The sequence below is a fragment of the Brevibacterium sediminis genome (genome assembly GCF_024895295.1).
GTDB classification, from domain to species: domain Bacteria; phylum Actinomycetota; class Actinomycetes; order Actinomycetales; family Brevibacteriaceae; genus Brevibacterium; species Brevibacterium sediminis.
Genome location: NZ_JAHQRN010000006.1, coordinates 131,669 through 156,518, shown reverse-complemented (window position 1 = coordinate 156,518; position 24,850 = coordinate 131,669). Strand labels below are relative to the sequence as shown.

The 24,850-nt window shown below is 64.2% G+C and carries 23 protein-coding genes; 10 read left to right on the top strand and 13 right to left on the bottom strand.

Translation table 11 applies throughout. The features are described 5' to 3' along the window. Nucleotides 1-105: 105 nt before the first annotated feature. On the bottom strand, nt 106-531 hold the full coding sequence (locus KTJ89_RS14900) for a cupin domain-containing protein (RefSeq protein WP_259358285.1): 426 nt from the start codon (nt 529-531) through the stop codon (nt 106-108). 179 nt (nt 532-710) lie between these two features. On the opposite strand from KTJ89_RS14900, the gene KTJ89_RS14895 reads away from it, so the two are divergent. Beyond that, complete coding sequence (locus KTJ89_RS14895) at nt 711-2,165, top strand: NAD(P)/FAD-dependent oxidoreductase (protein WP_259358284.1); 1,455 nt, start codon at nt 711-713, stop codon at nt 2,163-2,165. Between the two features lie 126 nt (nt 2,166-2,291). After that, nucleotides 2,292-3,482, top strand: a complete 1,191-nt coding sequence (locus tag KTJ89_RS14890; RefSeq protein ID WP_259358283.1) for a pyridoxal phosphate-dependent aminotransferase — start codon at nt 2,292-2,294, stop codon at nt 3,480-3,482. A gap of 100 nt (nt 3,483-3,582) precedes the next feature. Here KTJ89_RS14890 and KTJ89_RS14885 read toward each other — a convergent pair whose 3' ends face one another. Further along, nucleotides 3,583-4,233, bottom strand: a complete 651-nt coding sequence (locus KTJ89_RS14885) for a homing endonuclease associated repeat-containing protein (protein ID WP_259358282.1) — start codon at nt 4,231-4,233, stop codon at nt 3,583-3,585. A 160-nt stretch (nt 4,234-4,393) separates the two neighbouring features. Between KTJ89_RS14885 and KTJ89_RS14880 the strand changes: the two genes are divergently transcribed. Next, nucleotides 4,394-4,645 carry a hypothetical protein gene (locus KTJ89_RS14880; protein WP_139469476.1) on the top strand — a complete coding sequence of 84 codons (252 nt, stop codon included), beginning with the start codon at nt 4,394-4,396 and terminating at the stop codon, nt 4,643-4,645. Between the two features lies 1 nt (nt 4,646). Here the strand turns inward: KTJ89_RS14880 and KTJ89_RS14875 are convergent, their stop codons facing one another. The 3 genes from KTJ89_RS14875 to KTJ89_RS14865 form a co-directional block, all read right to left on the bottom strand. Next, nucleotides 4,647-5,051 carry a hypothetical protein gene (locus tag KTJ89_RS14875; RefSeq protein WP_259358281.1) on the bottom strand — a complete coding sequence of 135 codons (405 nt, stop codon included), beginning with the start codon at nt 5,049-5,051 and terminating at the stop codon, nt 4,647-4,649. 107 nt (nt 5,052-5,158) lie between these two features. After that, nucleotides 5,159-5,821 carry a small multidrug efflux protein gene (locus tag KTJ89_RS14870; RefSeq protein WP_259358280.1) on the bottom strand — a complete coding sequence of 221 codons (663 nt, stop codon included), beginning with the start codon at nt 5,819-5,821 and terminating at the stop codon, nt 5,159-5,161. Nucleotides 5,822-6,030: 209 nt separating this feature from the next. Continuing rightward, a complete protein-coding gene (locus KTJ89_RS14865; protein ID WP_259358279.1) occupies nt 6,031-6,816 on the bottom strand; it encodes a helix-turn-helix domain-containing protein in 786 nt (261 codons plus the stop codon). Between the two features lie 148 nt (nt 6,817-6,964). On the opposite strand from KTJ89_RS14865, the gene KTJ89_RS14860 reads away from it, so the two are divergent. After that, nucleotides 6,965-7,687, top strand: coding sequence for a haloacid dehalogenase type II (locus KTJ89_RS14860; RefSeq protein ID WP_259358278.1), 723 nt, complete (start codon nt 6,965-6,967; stop codon nt 7,685-7,687). 54 nt (nt 7,688-7,741) lie between these two features. On the opposite strand, the gene KTJ89_RS14855 is transcribed toward KTJ89_RS14860, so the two are convergent. Then, nucleotides 7,742-9,022 carry an ArgE/DapE family deacylase gene (locus tag KTJ89_RS14855; protein WP_259358277.1) on the bottom strand — a complete coding sequence of 427 codons (1,281 nt, stop codon included), beginning with the start codon at nt 9,020-9,022 and terminating at the stop codon, nt 7,742-7,744. A 237-nt stretch (nt 9,023-9,259) separates the two neighbouring features. Between KTJ89_RS14855 and KTJ89_RS14850 the strand changes: the two genes are divergently transcribed. Beyond that, entirely contained in the window at nt 9,260-9,724 is a 465-nt protein-coding gene (locus KTJ89_RS14850; RefSeq protein WP_259358276.1) for an SRPBCC family protein, read from the top strand. 67 nt (nt 9,725-9,791) lie between these two features. Here KTJ89_RS14850 and KTJ89_RS14845 read toward each other — a convergent pair whose 3' ends face one another. The 4 genes from KTJ89_RS14845 to KTJ89_RS14830 all read right to left on the bottom strand — a co-directional run bounded on the left by KTJ89_RS14845 (nt 9,792) and on the right by KTJ89_RS14830 (nt 12,091). Then, nucleotides 9,792-10,091 (bottom strand): biopolymer transporter Tol, encoded by a 300-nt coding sequence (locus KTJ89_RS14845; RefSeq protein ID WP_259358275.1) that lies wholly within the window; start codon nt 10,089-10,091, stop codon nt 9,792-9,794. After that, nucleotides 10,088-10,537: a VOC family protein gene (locus KTJ89_RS14840; RefSeq protein ID WP_139469484.1), complete on the bottom strand. Its 450-nt coding sequence runs from the start codon at nt 10,535-10,537 to the stop codon at nt 10,088-10,090. Before KTJ89_RS14840 ends, KTJ89_RS14845 begins: the two co-directional genes overlap by 4 nt. Further along, nucleotides 10,534-10,902 (bottom strand): DUF6841 family protein, encoded by a 369-nt coding sequence (locus KTJ89_RS14835; protein WP_259358274.1) that lies wholly within the window; start codon nt 10,900-10,902, stop codon nt 10,534-10,536. The genes KTJ89_RS14840 and KTJ89_RS14835 overlap by 4 nt, the downstream gene beginning before the upstream one ends. A gap of 127 nt (nt 10,903-11,029) precedes the next feature. Further along, nucleotides 11,030-12,091 (bottom strand): alcohol dehydrogenase catalytic domain-containing protein, encoded by a 1,062-nt coding sequence (locus KTJ89_RS14830; protein WP_259358273.1) that lies wholly within the window; start codon nt 12,089-12,091, stop codon nt 11,030-11,032. A 208-nt stretch (nt 12,092-12,299) separates the two neighbouring features. On the opposite strand from KTJ89_RS14830, the gene KTJ89_RS14825 reads away from it, so the two are divergent. Beyond that, complete coding sequence (locus KTJ89_RS14825; RefSeq protein WP_259358272.1) at nt 12,300-15,398, top strand: DEAD/DEAH box helicase; 3,099 nt, start codon at nt 12,300-12,302, stop codon at nt 15,396-15,398. Nucleotides 15,399-15,682: 284 nt separating this feature from the next. On the opposite strand, the gene KTJ89_RS14820 is transcribed toward KTJ89_RS14825, so the two are convergent. Then, nucleotides 15,683-17,161 (bottom strand): SLC13 family permease, encoded by a 1,479-nt coding sequence (locus tag KTJ89_RS14820; RefSeq protein WP_259358271.1) that lies wholly within the window; start codon nt 17,159-17,161, stop codon nt 15,683-15,685. A 407-nt stretch (nt 17,162-17,568) separates the two neighbouring features. Here KTJ89_RS14820 and KTJ89_RS14815 point away from each other — a divergent pair, with 407 nt between their 5' ends. Genes KTJ89_RS14815 through KTJ89_RS14800 form a run of 4 tightly spaced genes read left to right on the top strand, consistent with a single transcriptional unit; the run spans nt 17,569 to nt 23,716 of the window. Then, on the top strand, nt 17,569-18,732 hold the full coding sequence (locus KTJ89_RS14815) for a pyridoxal-phosphate-dependent aminotransferase family protein (protein ID WP_259358270.1): 1,164 nt from the start codon (nt 17,569-17,571) through the stop codon (nt 18,730-18,732). 7 nt (nt 18,733-18,739) lie between these two features. Continuing rightward, nucleotides 18,740-21,694 carry an FAD-binding and (Fe-S)-binding domain-containing protein gene (locus KTJ89_RS14810; protein ID WP_259358269.1) on the top strand — a complete coding sequence of 985 codons (2,955 nt, stop codon included), beginning with the start codon at nt 18,740-18,742 and terminating at the stop codon, nt 21,692-21,694. A 31-nt stretch (nt 21,695-21,725) separates the two neighbouring features. Next, nucleotides 21,726-22,955, top strand: a complete 1,230-nt coding sequence (locus KTJ89_RS14805; protein ID WP_259358268.1) for a CaiB/BaiF CoA transferase family protein — start codon at nt 21,726-21,728, stop codon at nt 22,953-22,955. After that, complete coding sequence (locus KTJ89_RS14800) at nt 22,952-23,716, top strand: enoyl-CoA hydratase (RefSeq protein WP_259358267.1); 765 nt, start codon at nt 22,952-22,954, stop codon at nt 23,714-23,716. Before KTJ89_RS14805 ends, KTJ89_RS14800 begins: the two co-directional genes overlap by 4 nt. 6 nt (nt 23,717-23,722) lie before the next feature. On the opposite strand, the gene KTJ89_RS14795 is transcribed toward KTJ89_RS14800, so the two are convergent. Continuing rightward, complete coding sequence (locus tag KTJ89_RS14795; RefSeq protein WP_259358266.1) at nt 23,723-24,325, bottom strand: YdeI/OmpD-associated family protein; 603 nt, start codon at nt 24,323-24,325, stop codon at nt 23,723-23,725. Between the two features lie 16 nt (nt 24,326-24,341). Then, nucleotides 24,342-24,758, bottom strand: coding sequence for a VOC family protein (locus KTJ89_RS14790; protein WP_259358265.1), 417 nt, complete (start codon nt 24,756-24,758; stop codon nt 24,342-24,344). Between the last annotated feature and the right edge of the window lie 92 nt (nt 24,759-24,850).

The window sequence follows — 24,850 nt, the reverse complement described above, 5'->3', positions numbered from 1 at the left end:
CTTCGACACTACTCAACGAAGAGGACCCGCGCCCATGACGTTTTCCCGACTCCCTCGGCGTCGTAATCCGTTACCCGCTGCCCCCTGCCCACCCGAGCGTGGAACTCACCCTTCGCCGGGCGCGATGAACAGCTTCCGCAGCGGCGTTCCGTCGATATACCAGCGCGTCTTCATCCCATCAGCGAGGCGAACCAGCGATCCCGGCACTAGTTCGATGGGGTCACGGCGGGGTTCGTCGAATTCGATGCGCCCGGTCCCGGAGATGACGAGGAAGACCTCGTCGCCTTCGATATCGCGCATCGCTCCGGCGTTCATCTCCCACAGCCCGAAATCGGCGCCGCCGATGGTGCCGAGTTCGGCGAATCCCGTCGTCACAGACACCTCCCCCGCCGAGGATGTCGCCCCTTCCAGCCCCACCGACCCAACCGCGTCGGGCCCTCCCGCCGAGGCGGCCGGAATGATCTGCCAGTCCTCGATCGGTTCGTGGCTGAGTGGAAATTCGCGGGTATTGATCGGCTCCATTGCGCTCATGCGAACAGTGTAATCAGTACAGTCACCCAAGTGCCGCCCTGACGAAGAAATCAGTAGGCTGTCGAGATCGTTTCAGCAATCAATACAAATCGGCGCAACTATTTACTTCACCTTGAGCGTGAGATAGAACTGTTTTCGTAGGCGACCACATGGTCCGCCTCGAATTCAGGAGATGATCCGTGTCCTACTTCAATGGTGAAGCCTCGCACTGGCTGGCGGCCTCCCCCGCCGACGACGTCGACCCCGCACCGCTGCCGCGCGAGAAACAAGATCTCGTCATCGTCGGCGGCGGACTGACCGGCCTGTGGTCGGCCTATTACGCCCGGCAGGCCCACCCCGATTGGGCGATCACCATCATCGAGGCCCGCCACATCGGCTACGGCGCCTCCGGCCGCAACGGCGGATGGCTCTCTACCCTGCTGCCGGGCAATCGCACCAAGTTCGCCGAGGCGGTCGACCGTGCCCGGAAGGACGATCCCTCCGGACCGGTCGGCTCGGCAGGTCTCGACGGCGTGGCCAGCGTCAGCGCCTTTCAGTCCGCACTCTTCGACTCCATCGACGAGGTCCTCGACGTCTGCAAAGCTGAAAGCATCGATGCCCACCAAGTGCGCGGCGGCCATATCGACATCGCTCAAACGGAGGCCGGCCTGTCCCGGCTGCGCGATCTTGAGGCCGGCAATGAGCAGTTCGGATACGGGCCAGAGGATATGCAGTTCCTCGACGCCGAGGCGACTCGCGCCCGCATCAATGTCGACGGGGCGCTCGGCAGTCTCTACTTCCCCGGTACCGCCGCCATCGATCCTGCACTGCTCACCCGGGGGCTCGGCCACATGCTCAGGGAACAGGGCGTAACCATCTGTGAGGCCACCTCGGCGAGACATATCCGAAAAAATTCGGTCGCCACGGACCGCGGGCCGGTGCGCGCGGACACGATCTTCGTGTGTCTCGAGGGGTATTCGGACACGGTCGGCGGCGACCTGCCGGGCCTGCAGGGACGGCAGGTCATCCCGGTGTTCTCGTCGATGATCGCAACCGAGCCGCTGTCGGACGACGCGTGGGCGTCGATCGGCTGGGAGGGGCGCGAATGCCTCGGCGACACGGCGCACACGTTCATCTATGCCCAGCGCACGGCCGATGGCCGGATCGCGCTCGGCGGCCGTGGGGCGCCCTATGCTTTCCGGTCGGGTCTGCCCGGTGACGGTGAGGTCCCCGCCGAGGTGGTCGACCTCTTGGCCGGGCGCCTGTCCTCGCTCTTCCCGGACCTCGAGTTCGAGGTTGCGCATGCCTGGCGCGGTGCGCTCGGGGTGACCAGAGACTGGTGCGCCGGCATCTTCTTCGACCCGACACAGCGCATCGGAGTGGCCCGCGGCTATGCCGGACACGGGGTGACGGCTACTCATCTGGCGGCGAAGACCCTGCTCGATCGGGCTGCCGGGGCATCGAGTCCGCTTACAGCGCTGCCGTGGAACGACCACTTCTCCGGGCAGTGGGAGCCCGAACCGATTCGGTGGTTGGGCATCCGGTCGATGTACAAGATCTTCGGCCTCGCCGATGCGTGGGAGTCAGCGACCGGGGCGAAGAAGACAAGCCTGCTCGCCCGATTCGGATCCCGCTTGGCCGGGTTGCACGAGTAGGCGGGGCGGGGACTGACAGGCACGAGTAAGACCGCCCAGCTGACGCACTCGTCCCGAACCCGATGCCCAGTCTTACGCTGTGGCCCACCCCTGTCGTCCGGTTCGTGGAAGAGGCAGACTGAGGCCATGACGAGTTCGCACAGCCGCATCTCCCCCATGGCCGCTTCTTACCCGGCGTCGAGCATCCGCAAGATGTTCAACCTCGCCCTCGACTTCCCCGATGCTGTGAAGCTCACCGTCGGCGAACCGGACTTCACCACTCCGGAGCACATCAAGGCCGCCGGCATCCGCGCGATCGAGAACGACAACACCCGCTACGTCGCCAACGCGGGCATCCCCGAACTGCGGCAGGCGATCGCCGGGAAGTACTCGGCTCGGTGGAATCGCAGCATCGCGCCTGAGAACGTCATGGTCTCCTTCGGCGCGATGGAGGCGCTCACCTTCGCCCTCGACGTCACGGTCTCACCCGGCGACGAGGTCATCATCCCCGACCCGAGCTTCCCCAATTACCTGGGTCAGGTGCACCGCCTCGGCGGGGTTGCCGTGTCCGTTCCTGTCACCGAGGACAACGATTTCAAGCTCCGCGCCGAGGATGTCCGCGCCGCTATCACGGACAGGACCGCGGCCGTGATCATCAACAGTCCGTCGAACCCTTTGGGCTCGGTCATGGATCGGGCCGACCTCGAGCAGATCGCTGCGCTGGCCGATGAGCATGAGTTCACCGTCATCTCCGATGAGGTCTATGACGAGATGGTCTTCGACGATGCCGTCTTCACCTCCATCGCCGAGGTGAAGCCATCCAGCGCCGAGGTGGGGGCTGAGTTCGATCGGTTCCTGGCCATCGGCAGCTTCTCGAAGACCTATGCCATGACCGGCTGGCGGTGCGGCTTCGTCATCGGTTCGCAAGATTTCATCGCGCCGATGGCATTGCTGCAGGAGGGCCTGACCTCGAGTCTGCCCGGGTTCGTCCAGGAGGCAGCGGTCGCCGCAATCGAGGGACCGCAGACCGCGGTCGAGGAGATGGTCGCCTCGTATGCCAGGCGGCGTGAGCTCATGGTCGAGCGCATCAACGCCATCGAGGGCTTGAGTCTGCTGCGCCCGGCGGCGACGTTCTATGCCTGGGTGAACGTGTCCGAGTGGGGGCTAGACTCCTGGGAGCTGGCGACCCAGCTGCTCGAGCAGCACAATCTCGCGACGATTCCAGGTTCGGCCTTCGGACCGGCCGGCGAAGGCTACCTGCGGCTGACATTCGCGGTGTCGGACGAGACCATCAACACCGCGTGCGACCGGCTGGAGGCTTTCGCCGCTGGCCGGTGATGCCGGGAGTGTTGGGCCACCGAGCACTCAAGTTACCGTCGACCTCGCATAGCGTAGCGTGAGCGGTCGGCGGGAAGATGCACGGCCGCTGATCCGCACCTCACTCAACCGCGGCGAGCGCTGAATTCCAGCTTCCGTAGAACTTCCGGACGGCCGCGGCCGAGGGCACCTCGCCCTTATGCTCGGCGGCGTATTCGGTGTAAGCCTTGTAGGTCGCGGCGGTCCCGCGTGATTCGCAGTCGGCGAGGAATTCGGCAATCGCCTTGTCGTAGGCATCCGCGTCGAAGCGCAACTGCCCCTTGGCTCGACCGATCTTGTTCGTCGCCAGGCCCGCAGCTTTGAGCGCTTCGTTCCAGGACCCGAACCTCTGCACCGCGGTCTGACTGGTCGGCGGCCAGATGGTCGCCCCCTGCGCCGAGGTCGCTCCGAGGCCGTCGAGCACCGTCTTGCGCAGCCGGTCGTACCGGCTCGCGGTCAGACTTGGGACCTCCGCCCGGCCGCGGACGTACGCAACCGCCGCAGCCACCTCGGCGAGAGTGGACGTCACCGACGTCCCTGAGTTCTCGAGTTGGACGGTCAGTGCGGACTCCACCTCGGCGAGGGTCTCTCGGTCGGTGGGGCTGAGCTTGGCAGGGTCGGCGCTCGCGGGGATCCCCGGCGCGCCGGTGGAATCGAGGCTGCGGGCGGTGACGAACAACAGCGCACCGAGCACGGCCAGCGACGAGGTGTGGGTTCTCCCGGTATCAGACATCCAGTCCATTGTACGTTTCAAGTGGGGAACATCAGGTTTCAACCTCGGTACACGCAATCGTCTCCGACTCACGCAACCGCAAATAGTGTCGATCGTGCGGCCACAGACGGTAGCCGCACACAGAGAATGCTGACCCTGAGAAGTGGAGAAGACGATGCAGATGAAACGAGTCCTTGGAATCGGAGCAGCCTCTCTGATTCTGGCCACGGCGAGCGTCTTCGGTGGCACCGCCGCTCACGCTGATGTGGTGAAGTTCAGCTACACGTATCACAAGACTCGCGCCGTCTGCGAGAAGATCGTCCTGGCTAAGGCCGCTGCCCATGCCCCCTTTGTCAAGCGGATCGTCACAGCGGAGTGCGAAGCGGTTCGCCCCGGAGAGAAGTACTTGGGCACGGTCAGCTGGGTTGTCTGATTCATGCTGGTCGTTTCGCCCGAACATCGAGCATCGTATTCAACGCGAAGAACAGACCGCTGATCACGACCGCAGTGATCGCGGCCAATGGGATCGAACCGGTGATCAGCAGGTAGCCTCCGCCGAGCACGAGCACCGACGCACCCGCCGACACCAGACGCCCGGTCATCTTGCCACCGATGTCGCTTCCGCTGAGGACGACGTCGATCGTCCGCGAGATGACGAACCACGCGACGAGAATGCCCAAGGTCGCGAGTAGCGATTCGGGCAGACTCAATCGCATCTGCAGCTGCATCGTCTCGCCCAGCAGGGTCGCGGCGAACGGGACGATCAGCGGCAGTCCCAGAGCGATGAGGATCGGGCCAGTGAGGGTGAGGACCAGCCGGTGGCGATACAGCGAGCGCATGATTCGTCCTTTCTTCTTGCGGCGACGAGGTCCGTGGGCTGTGGGTTGGTGAGGGCGGCACCTGCGGGGCCGGATGTTCACAGGCGGCGGCCGCGTGCTCTGAGGCCTCAGCCGGCCAGCAGGGCGAGCGATCCGGTGGCGATGAGCGTGGTCAGGGTTGTCCAGGCAATGATCGCGATGCCCTGCCACAGCAGGATCCACGAGGTCTTCACACCAGCACTGACGAGGATCGTCGAGGTGATCTGGGTGGGAATCGCCAGCGGTCCGAGCAGGCTCGCACCGGGGACGCCGAACCGAGTGAGGAACTTCTTGAACTTGACCCGCCCCTTGGACTCGGGCTTCCCACCCTCACCGAGGTGGCCCTCCGTCGCCATGTCGCCGGCATTGCCGTCGGCCGCTGGATCCGGAGAGAGAACGTCGGCGGATCCATTCCGCGTGGCAGCTGCCTCGGGCGCAGCGCCATCAACCGCTCCGGAGCCGACACCTGCGCCGACTCCCACGGCCGCGAGTTCTCGCTTTTCGCTCTGACGATTCACGACGGCGCGGCGGGCCCGGGCTCCGAGGAGCACGATGACGGTGACGCAGATGAAGTTTCCGATGGCACCGGCGATTCCGGCGAGTACGGGGTTCATTCCGGCCCACACACCGATGATCGAGGAGATCTCACCCTCGATGAAGGGGATCGCTCCGGCAGCGGCGATGATGAACGGCTGAAGCAGGTCGGGAACCTGAGCGGCGAGACCTTGGAAGAACTCGATGATGGGATTCATGGTGTCCTCCTGAACGTGATCGACAGATCCCGGCCCGGATGAACCGGATCTGATGGTTGATACGTTCAGTACAGACTGTGTTCTCAGAACAGGGTCAAGCCCTCATCGTCGAACCCAGCGAATCCTCAGCTATCTTCCCTAGTCACTGTCTTCAGCTCTCTCCCTCAGCTCCCGACCTCACTCCTCTTCCTCCGCCTCAGTCCCCTGCCTCAGCCTTCTTCCTCCGCGGCAACGTGCTTGATGAAAGCAATGAATCGCTTGCGATCTTCGTCCGGAATCTCGAGAGTCGGGAAGACAGAGATGAAGGCACGCTGGATGACGTCGATCTGTGCATCGTTGTAGAGCTCTCTGAGCGAGCCGATGATCGCAGCCTGCCCCATCTTCACGTCCCCGGTCATCCGCTCGGTCGGCGCGAGGAGCCAGGGTTTCGCTTCGAGCTGTCGCTTCATGCTCGGAGCGATCTGCTCTGCCAAGCGTTCGCGGGTGGCGTCGTCGGCATCCTCGGCGAGCTCATCGACTTCCTGGTCGTACGGTGTGGTCTCGGACATGATGGACCGCATCTCCGCGAGAGCCGATTCCTCATACAGGGTCGAATAGATGTTCATCAGTGCGCGATCGGAATTCGACATCCGGGCGGCGATGTCGATGAAGCCTGAAGCAGTATCGATCGGCGCTCCGTGTTCGAGGAGCTGGGACACCTCGGTGCGTGCTTTTTCCAGGGCCGCGATCTGCTCGCCGAGATCGACCTCAAGCTGCTTGAGGACGAGTTGCTGCTGTTCGTGATCGTCGTCGACCGAACCGATATCCGACAACGGGATCCCGAGTTCGCGCATCCGCCGGATCTGATGGAGCCGCAGCAGGTGGGAAGCCCCGTACTGTTTGTATCCGTTGCTCATCCGTTCGGGCTCGGTGAGCAGCCCGAGCTTATGATAATGCCGAATCGTGTTGACCGTGGTGCCGGTCAGCCGCGCCAATTCGCTCGTGCTCCATCCCACGGTCAGGTCCTTCCGCCGATGCCGTGTAGTTCAGTGTCGATGAGGTCCTCGTCGACTCCCAACACCGCTCAGTCTAAGCGGACGGACTGACATGGTGTGCGGGAGAACCGACGTGGACGGTCTGATGTGCGCGGACCACCGTGTAACCATGAGAGCAGGATTCGATTCGATCAAGGCCCTCGTCTTCGACATGTTCGGCACCGTCGTCGACTGGCGCAGCAGTGTAGCCGCCGAGGTGGCCGTGCACTTGCGCGACCATGTTCCCGATCTCGTTCCGCTTGAGTTCGCCGACGCTTGGCGGGCCGAATATCAGCCGTCGATGGAGCGGGTGCGCAACGGTGACCGAGAGTTCGTTCGTTTGGATGTGCTCCACCGGGAGAATCTCGAGCACGTGCTCAGAGGTCTCGGCGTCGATCCGAACTCGATTCCCGCGCCGGTCCTCGACGAGACCAATCTTGCGTGGCATCGGCTCGATCCGTGGCCGGATGCGGTCGCAGGTTTGACCCGTTTGAAGGAGCAGTTCATCATCGCTCCACTGTCGAATGCGAACATCCGGTTGGCTCTCGACGTCGCCAAACGTGCTGGTCTTTCCTGGGATGCGATCCTCGGCGCCGAGGTGGCGGGAGCCTATAAGCCCTCCCCGGGTGCGTACCTGCGGACCGCCGACATCCTCGGTCTCGAACCGCAGCAAGTCGCCATGGTCGCTGCGCACAACAGCGATCTCGCCGCGGCGCAGCCCCTCGGTCTCAACACGGCTTTCGTTCGGCGCCCCACCGAGCATGGACCCGATCAGACCATCGATCTCGAACCCACGGGCGACTGGGACGTCATTGCCGAGGATTTCGAGGACCTCGCTGACCAGATCGGCTGACGCATCGTTTCGAACGGGTGCTGGGCCGGCAGTCCCTGCGGAACGCCAAAGTGACTATTTCAGCGGCTTCAGCCCGCACCACTCGGCGATGAAGAGAGCGATGGTCTTCGTGATGTTGCGGACGGACTCGATGTGGACGCGCTCGTCGAAGGCATGGATGTCGAGGGATCGGGGACCATAGGTCAGAGTCGGCATCGATCCATAGTTCGTGTACACCCGGCCGTCGAGGTAGCCCGGCGTGGAGAACGACCGCAGGGGCTGGCCGAACACATCCCGGTGGGCCGAGCCGAGGACGGCCTCGGCTTCTCCGCCTTCGTCGAGTCGATATCCTGCGGCGAAGAAGCCGGTTCGCTCCAGGCGTGGCAGGCGACTGTCCTGACCGCGCCGGGCGATGCTCGCGTGCCGGACGTGCTCCTGGATCTCTTCCCACGCCTGTTCCGGGTCGATCCCCGGATAGATGGCGGCGCGGACGGAGATCTCACACCATGACGGGACGCTGGAGGGCCAGTCTCCACCTGAGATCTCTCCGACGTTGAAGTTGATGGGATGATCGACATCCTCGAAGCCCGGGTACCGGTCCTTCTGGCCATTCCAATCCGCCTCGAGTGTGCGCAGGTCGGCGATCACGTCATTTGTCGCGTCGAAGGCGTTGAAGCCCTTGCTCATCTCCCGGACATGACTCGGTTTCCCCTCGACACGAACGGTGAACCAGATGACTCCGACGTTGGTTCGCACCAGAGCGTTCTCTTCTGGTTCCGGGATGAGCACGGCGTCGCCGGTGTAGCCGCGCAGAAGTGCCGAAAGCGCTCCGTTGCCGGTGCTCTCTTCCTCCACCACGGATTGGAGATGGATCGGGGCTGCAGGAGAGAATCCGGCAGCGGTGATCGCGTCGAAGGCGAAGAGGTTGGCAGCGAGTCCGGCTTTCATGTCCCCGGCGCCACGTCCGTAGAGCCAGCCGTCCTCGACTCGAGGCTCGAAGGGCGGAGTAGTCCAATTCTCCAAGGGTCCGGTCGGAACGACATCCACATGACCTTGCAGGATCAGGGATCGGCCTTGCGAGACTGCCGGCCGATAGCTGCCTACGATGTTGAAGTCTTCGTCGTAGGGCACAGTCATCGGTCCGAAGCCCACGTGATCCTCGATGTCCTCTTCGTCGATGCGCCAGCGGTCGGTCTCCAGTCCCCTGTCGGCGAATTCCTGCTCCATGCGGTCCTGGATCGCCGCCTCACTGCCGCGGACAGAAGGACAGCGGATCAGATCACCGGTGAACTCAAGCTGACGATCGAACGCGTTGTCGACGGCGTCGGTGATGTCCTGGGCGACTTCTCGATTCATGCTGTGCTCTTCTGTGTTCTCGTGTTGATGGTTGACGGTCCGAGCCCCGGAGACGCGGATGGCACGTACCTCTGTCGGCTATTCTGCATTCCTCAACGAGTATCCGGAAGAGTGACCGCATTTGCTGTGATTGATTGCGCACCCCCTCCCGTCACTTGGATCGAGCGTATAGCGTGGCCGTCAGGGACGGGTCGACCGACCCGTACTCCAGCCACCATCTGACGAAAGGTGACAAGCATGAGTGAGACGAGCATCAGCGCTTCCCGCACGATCGATGCCCCCGTAGAGGACATCTTCCACGTCCTCTCCAATCCAGAGCGTCATGCCGAGATCGACGGCTCGGGAATGGTCCAGTCGGATGACAAGACCGATCGCATCACCGAGGTCGGTCAGAAGTTCTCGATGAATATGCACTGGGACAAGATGGGCGGCGACTACAAGACCGACAACCACGTCATCGGCTATGAGGAGAACAAGCTTCTCGCCTGGAAGACGGCACCAGCCGGTGAGGAGCCACCGGGCTGGGAGTGGGTCTGGGAACTCACGTCCCACAGCCATGACTCGACCGAGGTCTCCGTGACCTATGACTGGAGCGCGGTCACCGACAAGGAGGTGCTCAAGCAGGTCGACTTCCCGGCCGTCAGCGAAGAGGACCTCGAATCGTCCCTCGGCAATCTGGCAGCAGCGGTGTCCGGAGTCTAACGCCGCGCAGCAGCGCGCAGACGCGGGTTCCTCACGCCTGACAGCACCCTGACGGCCCTGTTCGAGCTCAGCGCAGTTCGTTCAGGGCCGTCTCCGCGCGCCGACGACGGTCTTCGAGCGACATCTCCCACCAATATTCACCGCGTTCGCCGAGGCCGTGCTTCGCGACATCCACCCTCCGTCTCGCCTCCGCGAGATCTTTTCCATCGCCCCGCTTCTTCGCCTGCTTGACGGCGTTCCTCGCGGCGCCGAGGCGGCTCTTGAGTTCCTCGATCACGCTCGGTTCCAGTGCTGGGTCGGTTCGTCGCCACCGGCGTCCTTTGACGATCAGCCAACGCTCGTCATCATTGTCGCTGTTCTCGCTCATGCGACGAATATGCAGAACGGATGGCCGGAGGGATCGGTGAAGACATACAGCGGTTCGTCCTCATCGTCGGTACGATCGACGCGCAGTTCGGCACCCAGGTCTTCGGCACGCTGCAGCTGTCGTTCCAGCATGGTCCGGTTCGGCACCGTGAGGTCGAGGTGCATCTGCATGGGGATGTCCGTTGCCGGCCACGTCGTCGGTTCGAGGCGATCAACCCGCTGAAAAGCGAGCTTCCGGTTCCCACTCGCATCAGTGAGCACCAGCCAGTCGGGGACCTCGGGCTCGGCACTCGTCCCTGAACTGCGACCGTCGGTCGGTTCGTCTCCCGGGCGATAGACGTAGCCGAGCAGCCGTCGATAGAACTCCGCGAGCATCCTCGGCTCGGTCGTATCGATGACGGTGTGGAGCAGCTCAGGAAATCCAGCGTCTTCCGCCTCACCCGTCATCCGAGCTCCAACGGCGTGAGCACCGCGATTTTCCAGCCGTCTTCGGTACGCACCAGCTGATACATGTTCCGCTCGTCGGGGGCACCTCCCTGATATTTCCACGTGACGTCGGCCCAGATGCTGTGGTCGGTCGATGCCGCCACCGTGACCTCGGCGTTCACCTCGGTGACGCCCGAGTACTGTCCGAAAGCGCTCGCGAAGAAGCTCTCCGTCTGCGCCGCCTCGGTGACGAGGATCCGCTGCCCCGGGAACTCGATGAGCGCCGGAACCGCGTAATGATCGGCGATTGCTGCGGCGTCCCGATCGATGAGCGCACGGGTATAGGTGTCGAAGAACTGCCTGTGAACCTCTTTGTTCTCATTCATGGGGCGACTGTACCGCTCGCTCCTGACACCGCCGCTGAGACCGAGCCTCGGAGGTACAGCCAAGGGACGCGCACCGTTTCGGTGCGCGTCCCGATGTGACTGTCTCGGCTAATCGAGAGTTTCTGACTCAACTCATCGAGACGAGGATCTTCACCTCGTCGAGGCTCTTCGTCAGGCGCTCGAATCCGTCGCTGACGATATCGTCGGCGAGGATCTTCGAGGTGATGAACGGAGCCAGATCGACCTTGCCCGAACGGACGAGTTCGATCGCCTCGGCGTGGTCATCGGCATAGCCGACGCTGGCACCGAGGGTCCGATCCTGCATCATCAGTTGGCCGGTGAGATCGACCTCGACCGGTTTGCCATGGATGGCGATGACCTGCAGGCGACCGGTGGCGCCGAGCACGTCGAGCAGCTGTCCGACGACGGGGGCGGCACCAGCGGCGTCGAATGCGACGTCGGCCATAGCATCCGAGGTCTGCTCCGACACGATCGCCTTGAGGTCTTCGCTCGTCGGGTCGACGACGACATCGGCGACGCCTGAGCTCTGCGCCTTCTCGCGACGGATCTGCGAGACCTCGCTGATGATCGTCTTCAGTCCCTTGGCCTTGAGTACGGCGGCGACGAGGAGGCCGATCGGTCCCGCTCCGCCGACGACTCCGACCTGTCCCTCGGCGGCCGTCGTCTGCTTGACTCCGTGGAGTGCCACAGCGAGTGGTTCGATCATCGCCGCCTGGTCCAGCGGCATATCACCCACCGGGTGGACCCACCGGGATTCGACGACGATGTGCTCGCTCAGACCGCCGCCGAGGCCGGAGATGCCGATGAAGCCCATCTGCTCGCAGAGGTTGTACGCACCGCGCTGGCACGCCGGGCACGTGCCGTCGACCATCAGCGGTTCGACGACCACCGAGTCACCGACCGACAGACCTTCGACTCCTTCGCCCAACTCTTCGACGACACCTGAGAATTCGTGGCCGAGCACCACGGGGAGGGTCTCTCCCGACAGCGGATGGGCATCCTCGGTGGTGGGGGCGGGCGGAATCGGACCATCATGGTACAGATGAAGGTCACTGCCGCAGATTCCGTTGTAAGCGGGGGCGATCTTCACGGTTCCCGGGCGGGTCTGGGGCTCGTCGATCTCCTCGACTCGCAGATCCTCTTTGCCGTAATAACGGACTGCTTTCATCACTGCACACTCCTTCGACTCGAGGTCGGTCGGAGCCGGAATGTTCCGATCGACCGTTCACTTCCGACCGTACCCCCGCCCCGTATCGTCGGCAATGAATTCCCGGCGAAGGTGAGCAACGAGACAACAACGCCCCGACGTTGCCGATGACCCCGCCCCTGACACCGCTCCGTCACCCCATGTCACCGTCCAATGAGAAGATGGCATCGTGCCTGAGACCCGACCGTCCGCCGCCACGACCGGTGCCGCCATCCCCGCCGATTGGCGTGATGCCTTCGCCCCACTCGCCGAGGCGGCTCCGCACTCACACACGCCCGTGGCCTTGGGATTCGAGCTCGTCCAGGTCATCCCCCGCTCATGGTTCGAAGCCCAGCACTCCGTCCTCCTCAACAAGGACGACGTCACCCCGGGCGCGAATCCGAGCCTCGCGATCCGCCCGCTCATGCTCAGCGAGTCCGGCAACTGGGTGAAGAAGTCCCTGACCTGGCGCACCATCGACCGCATGGCCCGGCAGTTCGACATCGACCCGGCCCACCAGGAATGGTTCACCCAGCTCGCGGGACTGCGCACCCGCGGGAAGACGGATTTCACGCCAGACGGGGCGCCGTACCACCTCGGCGATTTCCGCACTCCCCTGCTGTGGGATCACTTCACGCAGGGGAAGAAGCTCGGCATCGAATTCGTCGGCATCAATCCGGATATGACCGTCCGCATCGGGCACACCGCCCGCGCCGCCATCGACATCCGCCGCAGCCAGAACCGCCTGCAGGTGCAGACGCGGGCGACCATCGACGAACGCGAGTATGCTCCCGGTCTGATCAAACCGATCTGGACGCACGGCTTCTTCGGCGTCGACGTCACCAGCGGTTTCACCGTCACCTTGGCCCCCGCGGAGACACCGACGAAGGAATCCGCACTTCCCGTGCTCCAGTCCCCCGGACCGATCACGATCCCAGAGACCGAGGCCGAAGAGTTCTTCGAGGAGTACTACCCGCAGCTGCGCTCCAGCGCTGAAGTCATCAGCAGCGACGCCACCGTCGCCTTCCCCCAGTACGGGCGCCCCCGCCTTGTCGTCTTCGCCGCCTTCGGCGCCGGCGACAAACTTTCCTTAAGCTGGTACTGGGAGTACCAGGGACCCCGCCGCACCTTCCCCGTCATCGATCGGGCGAAGCTCAGCGCCGCCTCGGCGAGGGAATATGCGGGGCAACGCGAACTCGACTTCGAAGATGCCGTCGTCACCGAGGTCGACAAACTCCTCGCCGACACCCACGAAACCGGCTCCACCCTGCCGGGCATCAAGGATGTCGAACTCGACGACGCCGACACCGCGGATTTCGTCGTCAACGTCCTGCCCGGGCTCGAGGAGATCGAGCACGTCAAGGTCATCACGCGCGGGAAGAAGCAGCCGTACCGGGAACTCGGCGGGGAGCCGAACGTGAAGATCACCTCGGTCGAGTCGGAGAAGAACGACTGGTTCGACCTCGGCTTCCAGATCAGCATCGACGGCCGCCCGGTCCCCTTCGTCAAGCTGTACAAGGCGTTGGCCGCCGGGACGAAGAAGATCAAGCTGTCTGACGATTCGTTCCTGTCGCTCAACAAGCCGATCTTCGACAAGCTCAAGGCCCTCCTCGCCGAGGCGGACCTCATCCCCGAATGGGAGCCCGGAGCGCCGAAGATCTCCCGCATGCACGTGGGTCTGTGGTCGGATTTCGAGGACCTCGCCGACGAGTCTGAACCGGCCGTGACCTGGCGTGATTCCGTGCGCGCATTGGCCGACCTCGAACACCTGCCTGCGACCGAGGTCCCCGACCTGAACGGTGCGAAGCTGCGCCCGTATCAGGTGCAGGGATTCCGGTGGTTGGCACTGCTTTACCGGTGCCGCCTCGGCGGGATCCTCGCCGACGACATGGGCCTGGGCAAAACCCTGCAGACGCTCGCGCTCATCAAGCACGCGAAGGCTGAATTCCTTGCCGGTGGCCAGGAATTCCTCGCCGAGGCGGCCGACCGATCCCTCGATGACGACGTAGCGACGCTCCCGCCCTTCCTCGTCGTCGCCCCGACCTCGGTGGTCCCGAATTGGGTGAAGGAGGCGGCCTCCTTCACCCCTGACCTCGATGTTCGTGTCGTGGCCGAATCGACGCGGGCACGTGGGGTCTCCCTCGCCGAGGTGGCTCGCAGTGCCGATGTCATCGTCATGTCGTATGCGATGCTCCGGTTGGAGGAGACTCCGATCTCGCGAATGGAGTGGGCGGGCCTCATCCTCGACGAGGCGCAGTTCGTGAAGAACTCCACCGCACAGACGCACCTGGCGGCGAAGGAAGTGCGGGCACCGTTCCGCTTGGCGCTGACGGGCACTCCTCTGGAGAACTCGCTCAAGGACGTGTGGTCGCTGTTTTCGATCACGGCACCCGGACTGTTCCCGAGTCCTCACCGGTTCGAGGAAGAGTACGTGCGTCCGATCGAGTCGGGTGAGAATCCGGGACGGATGCAGCGTCTGCAGCGGCGGATCCGACCGTTCATGATGCGGCGGACGAAGGATCTCGTGGCCGCAGACCTGCCGGAGAAGCAGGAACAGGTCATCTCGGTCGAGCTCAATGCTGCGCACCGCAGACTCTACGATCGGATTCTGCAGAAGGAGCGGAAGAAGATCCTCGGCTTCATCGACAGCGAGTACGACAAGCAGCGGTTCATCGTCTTCCGGTCGCTCACGCTGCTGCGGATGCTTGCGCTCGATCCGTCGATCGTCGATGCCGAACATGCTGAGGTGCCGTCGTCGAAGTTGGCGGCGCTCCTGGAACGGCTCGACGATGTCATCGCCGAGGGCCACCGGTCGATCGTGTTCAGCCAGTTCACGTCGTTCCTGGCCAATGTTGCCGCGGAGCTCGACGCTCGCGGGATTCCCTATGTCGTCCTCGACGGGTCGACGCGCAATCGCGGGGCGGTCGTCGATGCGTTTCGGTCGGGTGAGGCGCCGGTGTTCCTCATCAGCCTCAAGGCCGGCGGGTTCGGGCTCAACCTCACCGAGGCGGACTACGTCTTCCTCATGGACCCATGGTGGAATCCCGCCTCGGAGAATCAGGCGATCGACCGGGCTCATCGGATCGGGCAGACGAAGAGCGTCATGGTCTACCGCTATGTCGCCGAGGGCACGATCGAGGAGAAGGTGCTCGCCCTGCAGAAGCGCAAGGCCGAACTCTTCGACGAGCTCATGTCCGACTCCGGCAACTATGAGGGCCGCGGCCCGGACGGTCAGGCCTTCAGCAAGACCGTCACGGTTGCGGACATCAAGGGGCTGTTCGAGGGGTAAGGTCTCCGGCTAACCTCACAGATCCCACGAGAATATTTACTTTAGAGGCCCTAAAGTAAATATTCGTCCGCTCGTGCTGATCTGGATATGTTGATCCTGTCATTTGCCGGGGCGGCCAAGCCCTGGTGGAGCTCGCCGAAGCGGGCATTCTGCGGAAGATCAAGAACCATAAAGGCAGGATCGTCTGCTACTCGGCCGTTCAGCACCTCGCCTATGTGGAACTCAATGAGACTCGCAGGTGATTCGCGAATAGAACGGCCGACAGCTTAGGCCTAGAGCTCCGCTCACCCCCACCCGGGAACGACGAAGATCAGCCAAGTGACGATCGGTGCGATGACGACCATCGAGAAGCCCCACACCATGAGCTGCTTGAACACCCTGTCCCGCTGATCTTCTGGCGAGTTCGCGACGACAAGCGCCCCCGAGGTGGAGAACGGCGAGGAATCGACCACCGAGGACGAGATCGCCAGAGCAATGATCAGCCCGATCTCGCCCACGCTGCCCGTGAGCAGGAACGGCACCGCCAAGGGAATGAGAGCGCCGAGGATGCCCGTCGTCGACGCGAATGCAGAGACGACTGCGCCGATGAAACAGATGATCAGGGCCGCGAACAGCGGAGCTCCCATGCCAGCGACCTGCCCGCCGAGCCAATCGATCGTGCCCAGACGCTCCATGAGTTCGACATAGGTGACGATGCCGCAGATGAGGAGGACGGTCGGCCACGCGATCTTGCTCACCGCGCCCTTGCTGATGCGGGGAGAGAAGAACGAAATGATCACGGCGATGCTGATCGCAGTGAAGCCGACGTCCTGATTAAGCGGGGGCACGACCATGACCGCGAGAACGATGAGTCCGACAAGTGTGACGATGCGGTTGAGATCGAGAGTGGTGACTTCGACATCCTCGTCGGTGTCTTTGACCATCGTCGTCTGGACCGATCGTCGAGCCGCCCTCCGCTCGGGGTCGTGATACGGCGCGGGCGAGCCGCCCGATCCGCTGCCAGAACCGCCCACCCCGGCACCGCTTGAGCCGGACGTACCCGAGCTGCCGCTGCCACCGGTGCCGCTGCCGGAATCGGTGCCGTCGCCCTCGCCGGAGGTTCCGACGTTGACCAGTTCCCCGTCCTTGTCCTCGAGCCCATGTCCGAGGTCGCGCTTGCCCAGCAGCTCCCGCCCGCCGAAGAGGAAGAAGCAGACGAAGCCGAGGACGACGTTGAAGACGAAGGAGGCAAGGAAGAGCAGCAGAGGGCTGCCCGGCAGGTCATTGCGCTCGACGACCTGGTTGGTGATCGTGCCGAAGATGCTCAACGGCGAGAATCCACCCGCAGTCGCACCGTTGATGACCATCAGCCCCATGAGCAACGGCCGAATGCCGTACCGACGAGAGAAACCCATCCCCATCGGCGCGATGATCGCGATGGCTGCCGGCACCACCGAGCCGAAGCCGGAGAGAAGCGCCGTGACGACGAAGAACACCCATGGAATCAGCGCTATTCGGCCGCCGACAGCTTTGACGAGTATATGGACGATCCAGTCGACCGTCCCGTTGTCCTTCGCCAAGGCGAAGAGATAGGTCACGCCGACGAGGATGAGGAACAGATCCGCGGGGAAGCCAGACAGCAGAGTGTCGACGTCCTCTCCCAGGACAAAGGTTCCGAACAGGAAGGTCGCCATGAGCGCGAGCGCACCCATATGGACCGAAACAAAGGTGGCGATGACGAACAGAGCCACCAGGACGAGTATCGAAGCAATTTCCAAAGACACAATTCGCTCCTATGCGATGTGTTAATCAGTCGGAAACGACCCCATTGCCGCAACCGACATTCCACGATGTGGAAATCTTGCTGCTACTTTATGAAAGTCTGCCCCGAGGAATTCCGAACCGTCAAGACCTCGACTTCACTTTCCCGAATAACAGGAGCATGTATACCAACCCGTGGTTTTCAAAGAAATCCTTTCGGCACAGAACAGTACAGAACTCCACGTCAGAAGCTCAGCGAAAATGGAATACCGCAATCCGAACCGGGCAGAAAAGGCTCAACTCGACCGGCGAGCAGAATGCCACAAATCTCCGTTCCGAATCCTGGAAAAGGCATTTTTCTCTCGAAACCATTGTGGTAGCGTCAAATGAAAGTGATGTACCGCATCGTGGAATCAGAGAGGATTCTTCAATGACAATCAGCGGACGGCATTTCCTTCAGATCCCGGGACCCAGCAATGTTCCGGACAGCGTTCTCCACGCCATCTCCATGCCCACGATCGACCATCGCGGACCGGCATTCAAAGAACTCTTCAGCCATGTGCTCACAGGCATGGCCGACGTCTTCGGCACCTCGAACCAGGTCGTCATCTACCCGGCCACGGGAACCGGAGCCTGGGAAGCCGCACTGGTCAACACCCTCAACCCCGGCGATGAGATCCTCTGTTTCGAAACCGGGCATTTCTCTTCACTGTGGAAGACGATGGCCGAGAAATGGGGACTCAAACCCACAGTCATCGCCGGCGACTGGCGCACCGGCGCCGATCCGCAGAAGATCGGTGAGGCCCTCGCCGCCGACACCGATCATCGCTTCAAAGCCGTATGCGTCGTCCACAACGAGACCTCGACCGGCGTCACGAGCCGCATCCCCGAGATCCGCGAGGCCATCGACGCCGCAGACCACCCGGCCCTGTTCATGGTCGACACGATCTCCTCACTCGGTTCCGTCGACTACCGTCACGACGAGTGGCGCGTCGATGTCACCGTCTCCGGTTCGCAGAAGGGCCTCATGCTCCCACCGGGACTGTCCTTCAATGCTGTGAGCGACAAGGCCTTGGAGGCCCACGAATCCTCGACCCTGCCGAAGTCCGTCTGGAACTGGACGGAGATGCTCGCCGCCGGCAGAAACGGGATGACTCCCTACACCCCGAACACGAATATCCTCTACGGCCTCAAGGAATCCCTGCGGCTGCTCAACGAGGAAGGCCTCGACAACGTCTTCGCCCGACACATCCGCTTCGGCGAAGCGACCAGAGCCGCGGTCGAAGCCTGGGGCTTGGAAGTGCTGTGCACGAACGAGAGCGAATACTCCCCCGTGCTCACCGCCGTCGTCATGCCCGACGGGCACGACGCCGACGAGTTGAGAAAGCTCATCCTCGACCGCTTCGACATGTCTCTGGGGGCGGGCCTGTCCAAACTCCAGGGGACGGTCTTCCGGATCGGCCACCTCGGCGATCTCAACGATCTCACCCTCGCCGGAACGCTCGCGGGCGTCCAGATGGGATTGCAGCTGGCGGGAGTGAAGATCGACCCGGCCGGCCTCGGAGCCGCCCTCGACATCCTCCGCGAGAGCTGAGCTCATCATGAGCGCTGACACGACTGCTGACACGAACACGGACGTCACCGACGTCGTCACCGATCTCACCCGCAGCATCGCAGGCACCGTAGACACCTCGCCCCGCCGGCTGGCCGAATATGCCGTCGACGCGTCGAATTACCGAGTGGTCCCACAGGTCGTGGCCTTCCCGAAGTCCACGGCCGACGTCGTCTCGATCCTCGATGTGGCCAGGTCGCATCGGGTGCCCATCACCTCCCGCGGCGGCGGCACCTCACAGGCCGGCAACTCGATCGGAACCGGGATCGTCATCGACTTCTCCCGCCACCTCAACCACATCCTCGACATCGACCCGGTGGCGAAGACCGCCCGGGTCGAACCAGGTGTGCTCATGAGCGAGCTGCAGAAGACCGGGAAACCGCACGGGCTGACCTTCGGCCCTGATCCCTCGACGAAGAACCGGGCGACGATCGCGGGCATGATCGGCAACAACTCCTGTGGACCGCACGCGATCTCAGCAGGGCGCACCGTCGACAACATCGTCGAGATGACGGCCATCGACGGCACCGGCTGTTCGTTCCTCGCCGGCGCTGGGCTCGATCCCATTCCCGGGCTCGCCGAGGTGGCCGGCCGTCACCTCGGAGTCATCCGCACCGAGTTCGGCCGGTTCAGCCGCCAGGCCTCGGCGTATGCGATGGAGCATCTGCTCCCGGAGAACGGCCCGAGCCTCGCGAAGTTCCTCGTCGGCAGCGAAGGCACACTGTCGACGATCACCGAGGCGGTCGTCAGCCTCGGCGATCTTCCGAACTCACCCACGGTGCTCGTCCTCGGCTACCCGGACATGTTTGAAGCCGCCGATGCCGTCCCCCGGGTGCTGCCCCACGGTCCGCTCGCCGTCGAAGGCATCGACTCGCGGCTCATGGACATGGTCCGCAATCACAAGGGCAAGGACGCCGTGCCCGAACTGCCGGCGGGCAAGGGCTGGCTGCTCATCGAGGTCGCCGGCGCCACCGCGGACGAAGCGGTCGCGAACGCCCAGATCATCGCCGCCGATGCCGGCACCGATCACTTCCGCATCCTGCCCGCCGGAAAAGAGGCGAGCACCCTGTGGGGCATCCGCGCCGATGCCGGCGGACTGGCCGGACGCACCGAAGACGGCGACCCCGCCTGGACCGGATGGGAGGACGCCGCAGTCCCGCCCGAGGTGCTCGGCGACTACCTGCGGGACCAGGACGATCTGATGGCCTCCTACGGAATCCGCGGTCTGCCCTACGGTCATTTCGGTGACGGCTGCGTGCACATGCGCACGGACTTCCCCTTCGACCGCCCCGACGGCATCGAGGTCTTCCACGACTTCGTCATGGAGGCCGGGCGACTCGTCACGAAATACGGCGGATCCGCCTCCGGCGAGCACGGCGATGGGCGAGCCAGGTCCGAACTCCTCAGCCTTCAGCACTCGGACGAGGCGATCGCCGCCCTCGGCGAGGTCAAGCGGCTCTTCGACCCGGACAACCTGCTCAATCCGGGCATCATCGTCGACCCGCTGCCGATCATCTCCGACCTGCGCAGGCCGCAGTCGATCTCGATCGGCACGGCCGGCGGCTTCGCTTTCGCGCATGACAAAGGCAGCTTCACGAACGCCGTCCACCGCTGTGTGGGCGTCGGCAAATGCCGTGCCGACACCTCCGGGTCCGGCGGGTTCATGTGCCCGTCGTATCTGGCGACGAAGGATGAGAAGGACTCCACCCGCGGTCGCGCCCGGGTCCTCCAGGAGGTGACCAACGGAGGCCTGATCAACGCATTCGACAGCGCCGAGGTGGCCGAGTCCCTCGACCTGTGTCTGAGCTGCAAGGCCTGTTCGTCCGACTGCCCGGCCGGGGTCGATATGGCCCAGTACAAGTCAGAGGTGCTCCACCGCACCTACCGTGGGAAGCTCCGTCCCCTCGCGCACTATTCGCTCGGCTGGCTGCCCACCTGGGGCCGCCTGCTCACGGCGGTGCCCGGGGTCAGTGCTTTGGCGAACGCGGCGCTGGGGTTCCGTCCCCTGGCTAAGCTCGTCCTGACCGGCGGCGGGATGGACCCCCGCCGGAAGATGGTCCGGTTCAACGATCGCCGGTTCTCCCGCTGGGCGAAGTCCCGCATCTCCCCCGCCGAGGCGCGCGGTGCCTCAGCTGCGGATCGGGACGCCCTCGTCGCCGACGAATACGTGAGCACCTCACAGACCGCGAAGAAACAGGTCCTGCTGTGGGCGGATTCGTTCACCGAATACCTCTCCGATGCCGGGGCCAGGACGGCCGTCGACCTGCTGGAAGCGGCCGGTTTCGAGATCCTCCTGCCGCAGCAGCAGGCCTGCTGCGGGCTCACGCTCATCTCCACGGGTCAGCTCGACGCAGCGAAGCGGAAGCTCGAATCGACGATGGAGATCCTCGATCCCTACGCCCGGAAGGGCATTCCGATCGTCGGCATCGAACCGAGCTGCACCGCGGTGCTGCGCAGCGACCTCGGCGATCTGTTCCCCGATGACGAACGGGCTCGCCGGATCGCGGCCGCCACCTCGACGCTGGCCGAGGTCCTCGTCGACGCGGAGCTCGACGTCCCCGATCTCACGGGACGCACCGTCGTCGTCCAACCGCACTGCCACCAGCATTCGGTCATGGGCTTCGCCGCAGACCGGGCGCTCCTCGAGCGGACCGGCGCGACGGTGCGCGAACTTGCCGGCTGCTGTGGTCTGGCCGGGAACTTCGGTATGGAAGCCGGCCATTACGAGACTTCGATGGCGGTGGCCGAGAACGCTCTGCTGCCGGCCCTGCGGGATGCGCCGGCGGATTCGATCTACCTGGCCGACGGGTTCTCCTGCCGCACTCAGGCGGCGGACCTCGCGAACGTGAACGGCATGACGCTTCCGCAGCTGCTCACCGGCGAGGCGTCGAAGCCCGGGCATTCGGCCCGCGCCCCCCGCCTGCCCGAAGCCGCCGAAGCGTGATGACGCAGACCAACCGATCAGAGAGGACGCAATGAGTGACGACTCAGCACCAGGACCGCTGTCGGGGGTGACCGTGCTCGAGCTCGGTGTGTTCATCGCCGGGCCGTATGCGACGATGCAGCTGGCCGATATGGGCGCCCGCGTCATCAAGATCGAACCGCCGGGCGGCGATCCGATGCGCGCCTCGGGGCCCTTCGTCGACGGCGAATCGAGCCCGTTCATCCGGCTCAACCGCAACAAGGAGTCGATCGTCCTCGACCTCAAATCCGACGCAGGCCGGGCCGGCCTGCACTCCCTACTCGCCGAGGCGGATGTCCTCGTGGAGAACATGCGACCCGGGGCGCTGACGAAGATGGGCTTCGGATACGAGGATCTGCGCGAGGATCATCCCGATCTCATCTACGCCTCCGCCTCGGGGTGGGGTCAGGACGGGCCGCTGGCTCCCTTGGCCGGCCTCGACATCATGGCGCAGGCCCGGTCGGGGCTGATGAGCATCACCGGGTTCCCCGATCAGCCACCGGCGAAGGTCGGAGTGCCGATCTCCGATCTCTCGACGGCTCTCTACGTCGCGCTCGGCATCGTCTCTGCCCTCTATGAGCGGCGCGAGTCCGGGCAGGGCCAATATCTCGACGTTTCCCTCTTCGAATCCGCCGTATCCCTGGCGGTGTGGGAGGCCGGCGGGTACTTCGGTGCCGGGACGGTGAGTCGGCCGAACGGTTCGGCTCATCAGGCGCAGGCACCGTATCAGGCGATCGAGGTCGGCGACGGATTCGTCACCATCGGCGCGAACACTCCGGCCACGTGGACGCGGTTCTGCTCGGCCTTCGACCTCGCCGATCTCGAGCACCACCCGAAGTATGCCGAGCCAGCACTCCGGTTCGCCAACCGAGAGGCCCTCATCGCCGTCATCGAGGATCGGTTGCGCGCCCGCTCCATCGCCGAGGTGGTCGAGGAGATGAATCGCGTGGGTGTCCCGGCCGCACCGATCAACGACTACGAGCAGGTCTTCACCGACGACCATCTGCGGCAGCGGAACTTCTTCTGGGCCTCCCAGCACCCCCGCCTCGGCGAGGTGACGCAGCTGGGCAATCCGATGCGCTTCTCCCGTTCGCAGCTGACCCACGGTCCGGCCGGACCGTCGCTCGGTGCGGACACCGACCGGGTGCTCGCGGAGTTCGCGGGCAGTACCGGGACGGACGGGTCCGGGGCTGGCACCGCCGATACCGGAATCGGCACCATCACCGAGGAGGTGCGGCCATGAGCGATCAGGTGATCACCGAGGTCGTCGGACGCACCCTGCGCGTCACGTTCAACCGTCCCGAGGCGCGCAACGCGATGACGTTCGAGATGTACCAGAAGCTCGCCGAGGCGGCCGTCCAGGTCGACGCGGACCCGCAGCTGCGCGCCCTCGTCCTCCGTGGAGCCGGAGGCCGAGCCTTCGTGGCCGGTACCGACATCGCACAATTCCGCGGGTTCACCGGTGAGGACGGGGTCGCGTACGAGCAGCGCATCGACGAAGTGCTCGGGACTCTGGCCGCGGTCGACAAACCGGTCATCGCCGTCATCGACGGCCACTGCGTGGGCGGAGGTCTGGGGATCGCGTGCTGCGCGGACGTGCGGATCGGATCGGCCGCCTCGGCGTTCTCCGTCCCCATCGCCCGCACCTTGGGCAACACACTCTCGGCGAACACCCTGCGCCGGCTGGTCCGGGCGTTCGGTGAACCGCGGACGGCGTCGATGCTCATCACCGCTCGGAAGGTCGACGCGCAGGAAGCGCTGGACTCGGGGTTCCTCACCGCGGTCGCCGAGGATCTCGACGCCGAAGCCGAAGCACTCGTCGAGCGGGTCGTGTCCGGGGCACCGCTGACGCAGTGGGCGATCAAGGAGAACCTCCGCCGGCTGGCTGCCGGCGGCCCCGTCGACGATGCGGATGTCGTCTCAAAGGTCTACGGGAGCCAGGACTTCGCGAACGCCGTCGAAGGATTCCTCACCAAGACCCCGGTTGAGTGGACCGGGGAGTAAGCCGGTTCAGTCCCGATTCCCCTCGCCGAGGCGGTCGACGAGTCGGGCGACGATCCTGGCCCTGGTCGTCTCGGTGCGGGCGGTGAGGATCGGCAGCATGGCCGTGAACCTCTCCGGCCGGTTGAGGGTATCGAAGGCGGATTGCGCGGCGGGCGCCTCGGCGAGGGCTTCCCGCAGGTCATGGGGGACGGTGGCCTCCGACTGTCCGGGGTAGGCATTCCCCCAGCGGTCGTCGTCCTGGGCCAGCCGCACCTCGGCGCGGCCGCGATCCCGCAGACGACCGTCGACTTCGAGACTGCCGATGATCTCGACATTGCGCTTCGACCAGTTCGAGCGCGGGCGGCGCGGGGTGAAGCGCTGGACGAACGTCGTCGCATCGAAGCTGCGGCGCTGTCCGTCGATCCACCCTCCGCACAGTGCTTCCTCGAGGGCGTCCTGATAGCTCAGCGAGGTCGGCGAGGTGACGTTCTTCTTCGCCATCAGTACCCACACACCCTTTGAGGTGTGCTCGTTGGCGATCAGCCACTCGCGCCAAGCGTCGAGGTCGGCGAGGACCAGTGGTGACGTGGGCGAGTTCTTGACCAGAGGCTGGTCGCCATCAGTTGTCAAGGGATGCGCTGCGCCATCAACCGTCAGACGACGCGGCAGTATCGACGATCCACGGCACTCCGTACCGATCGAGGCACATGCCGAACCCTTCGGACCAGAACGTCGGCCCCAGAGGCATCTGAACCTCGCCTCCGTCAGACAGACCGGCGAATACCGTGCCGGCGGCCTCCAGGTCGGAGGCTGTGTACGAAAGAGCGATCCCCTGTCTCGGACCTCCATCGCCCGTGGTGTCATCTGATCCCATCAGCAGGGTATCCCCGAATTTCAGCGCGGCATGCATGACGGTCTCGTCGGTCGAACCGGGCATTCGCTGGTCTTCGGGTACGTGCTTCATCGGCATGATCGTCAGCTCGCCGCCGAAGATCTCCTGGTAGTGGTTGAACGCTTCAGCGCATTGTCCGTCGCTGTAGAAGATATAGGCATCAATCGACATCGTGCGTCACCTCTCGGAGCTGTCATCGGTCGGAGAATCAGTGGTTCCACGTGCACAGTGCTCCTGCAAGGTTACGCGCGCGGGCACACGAC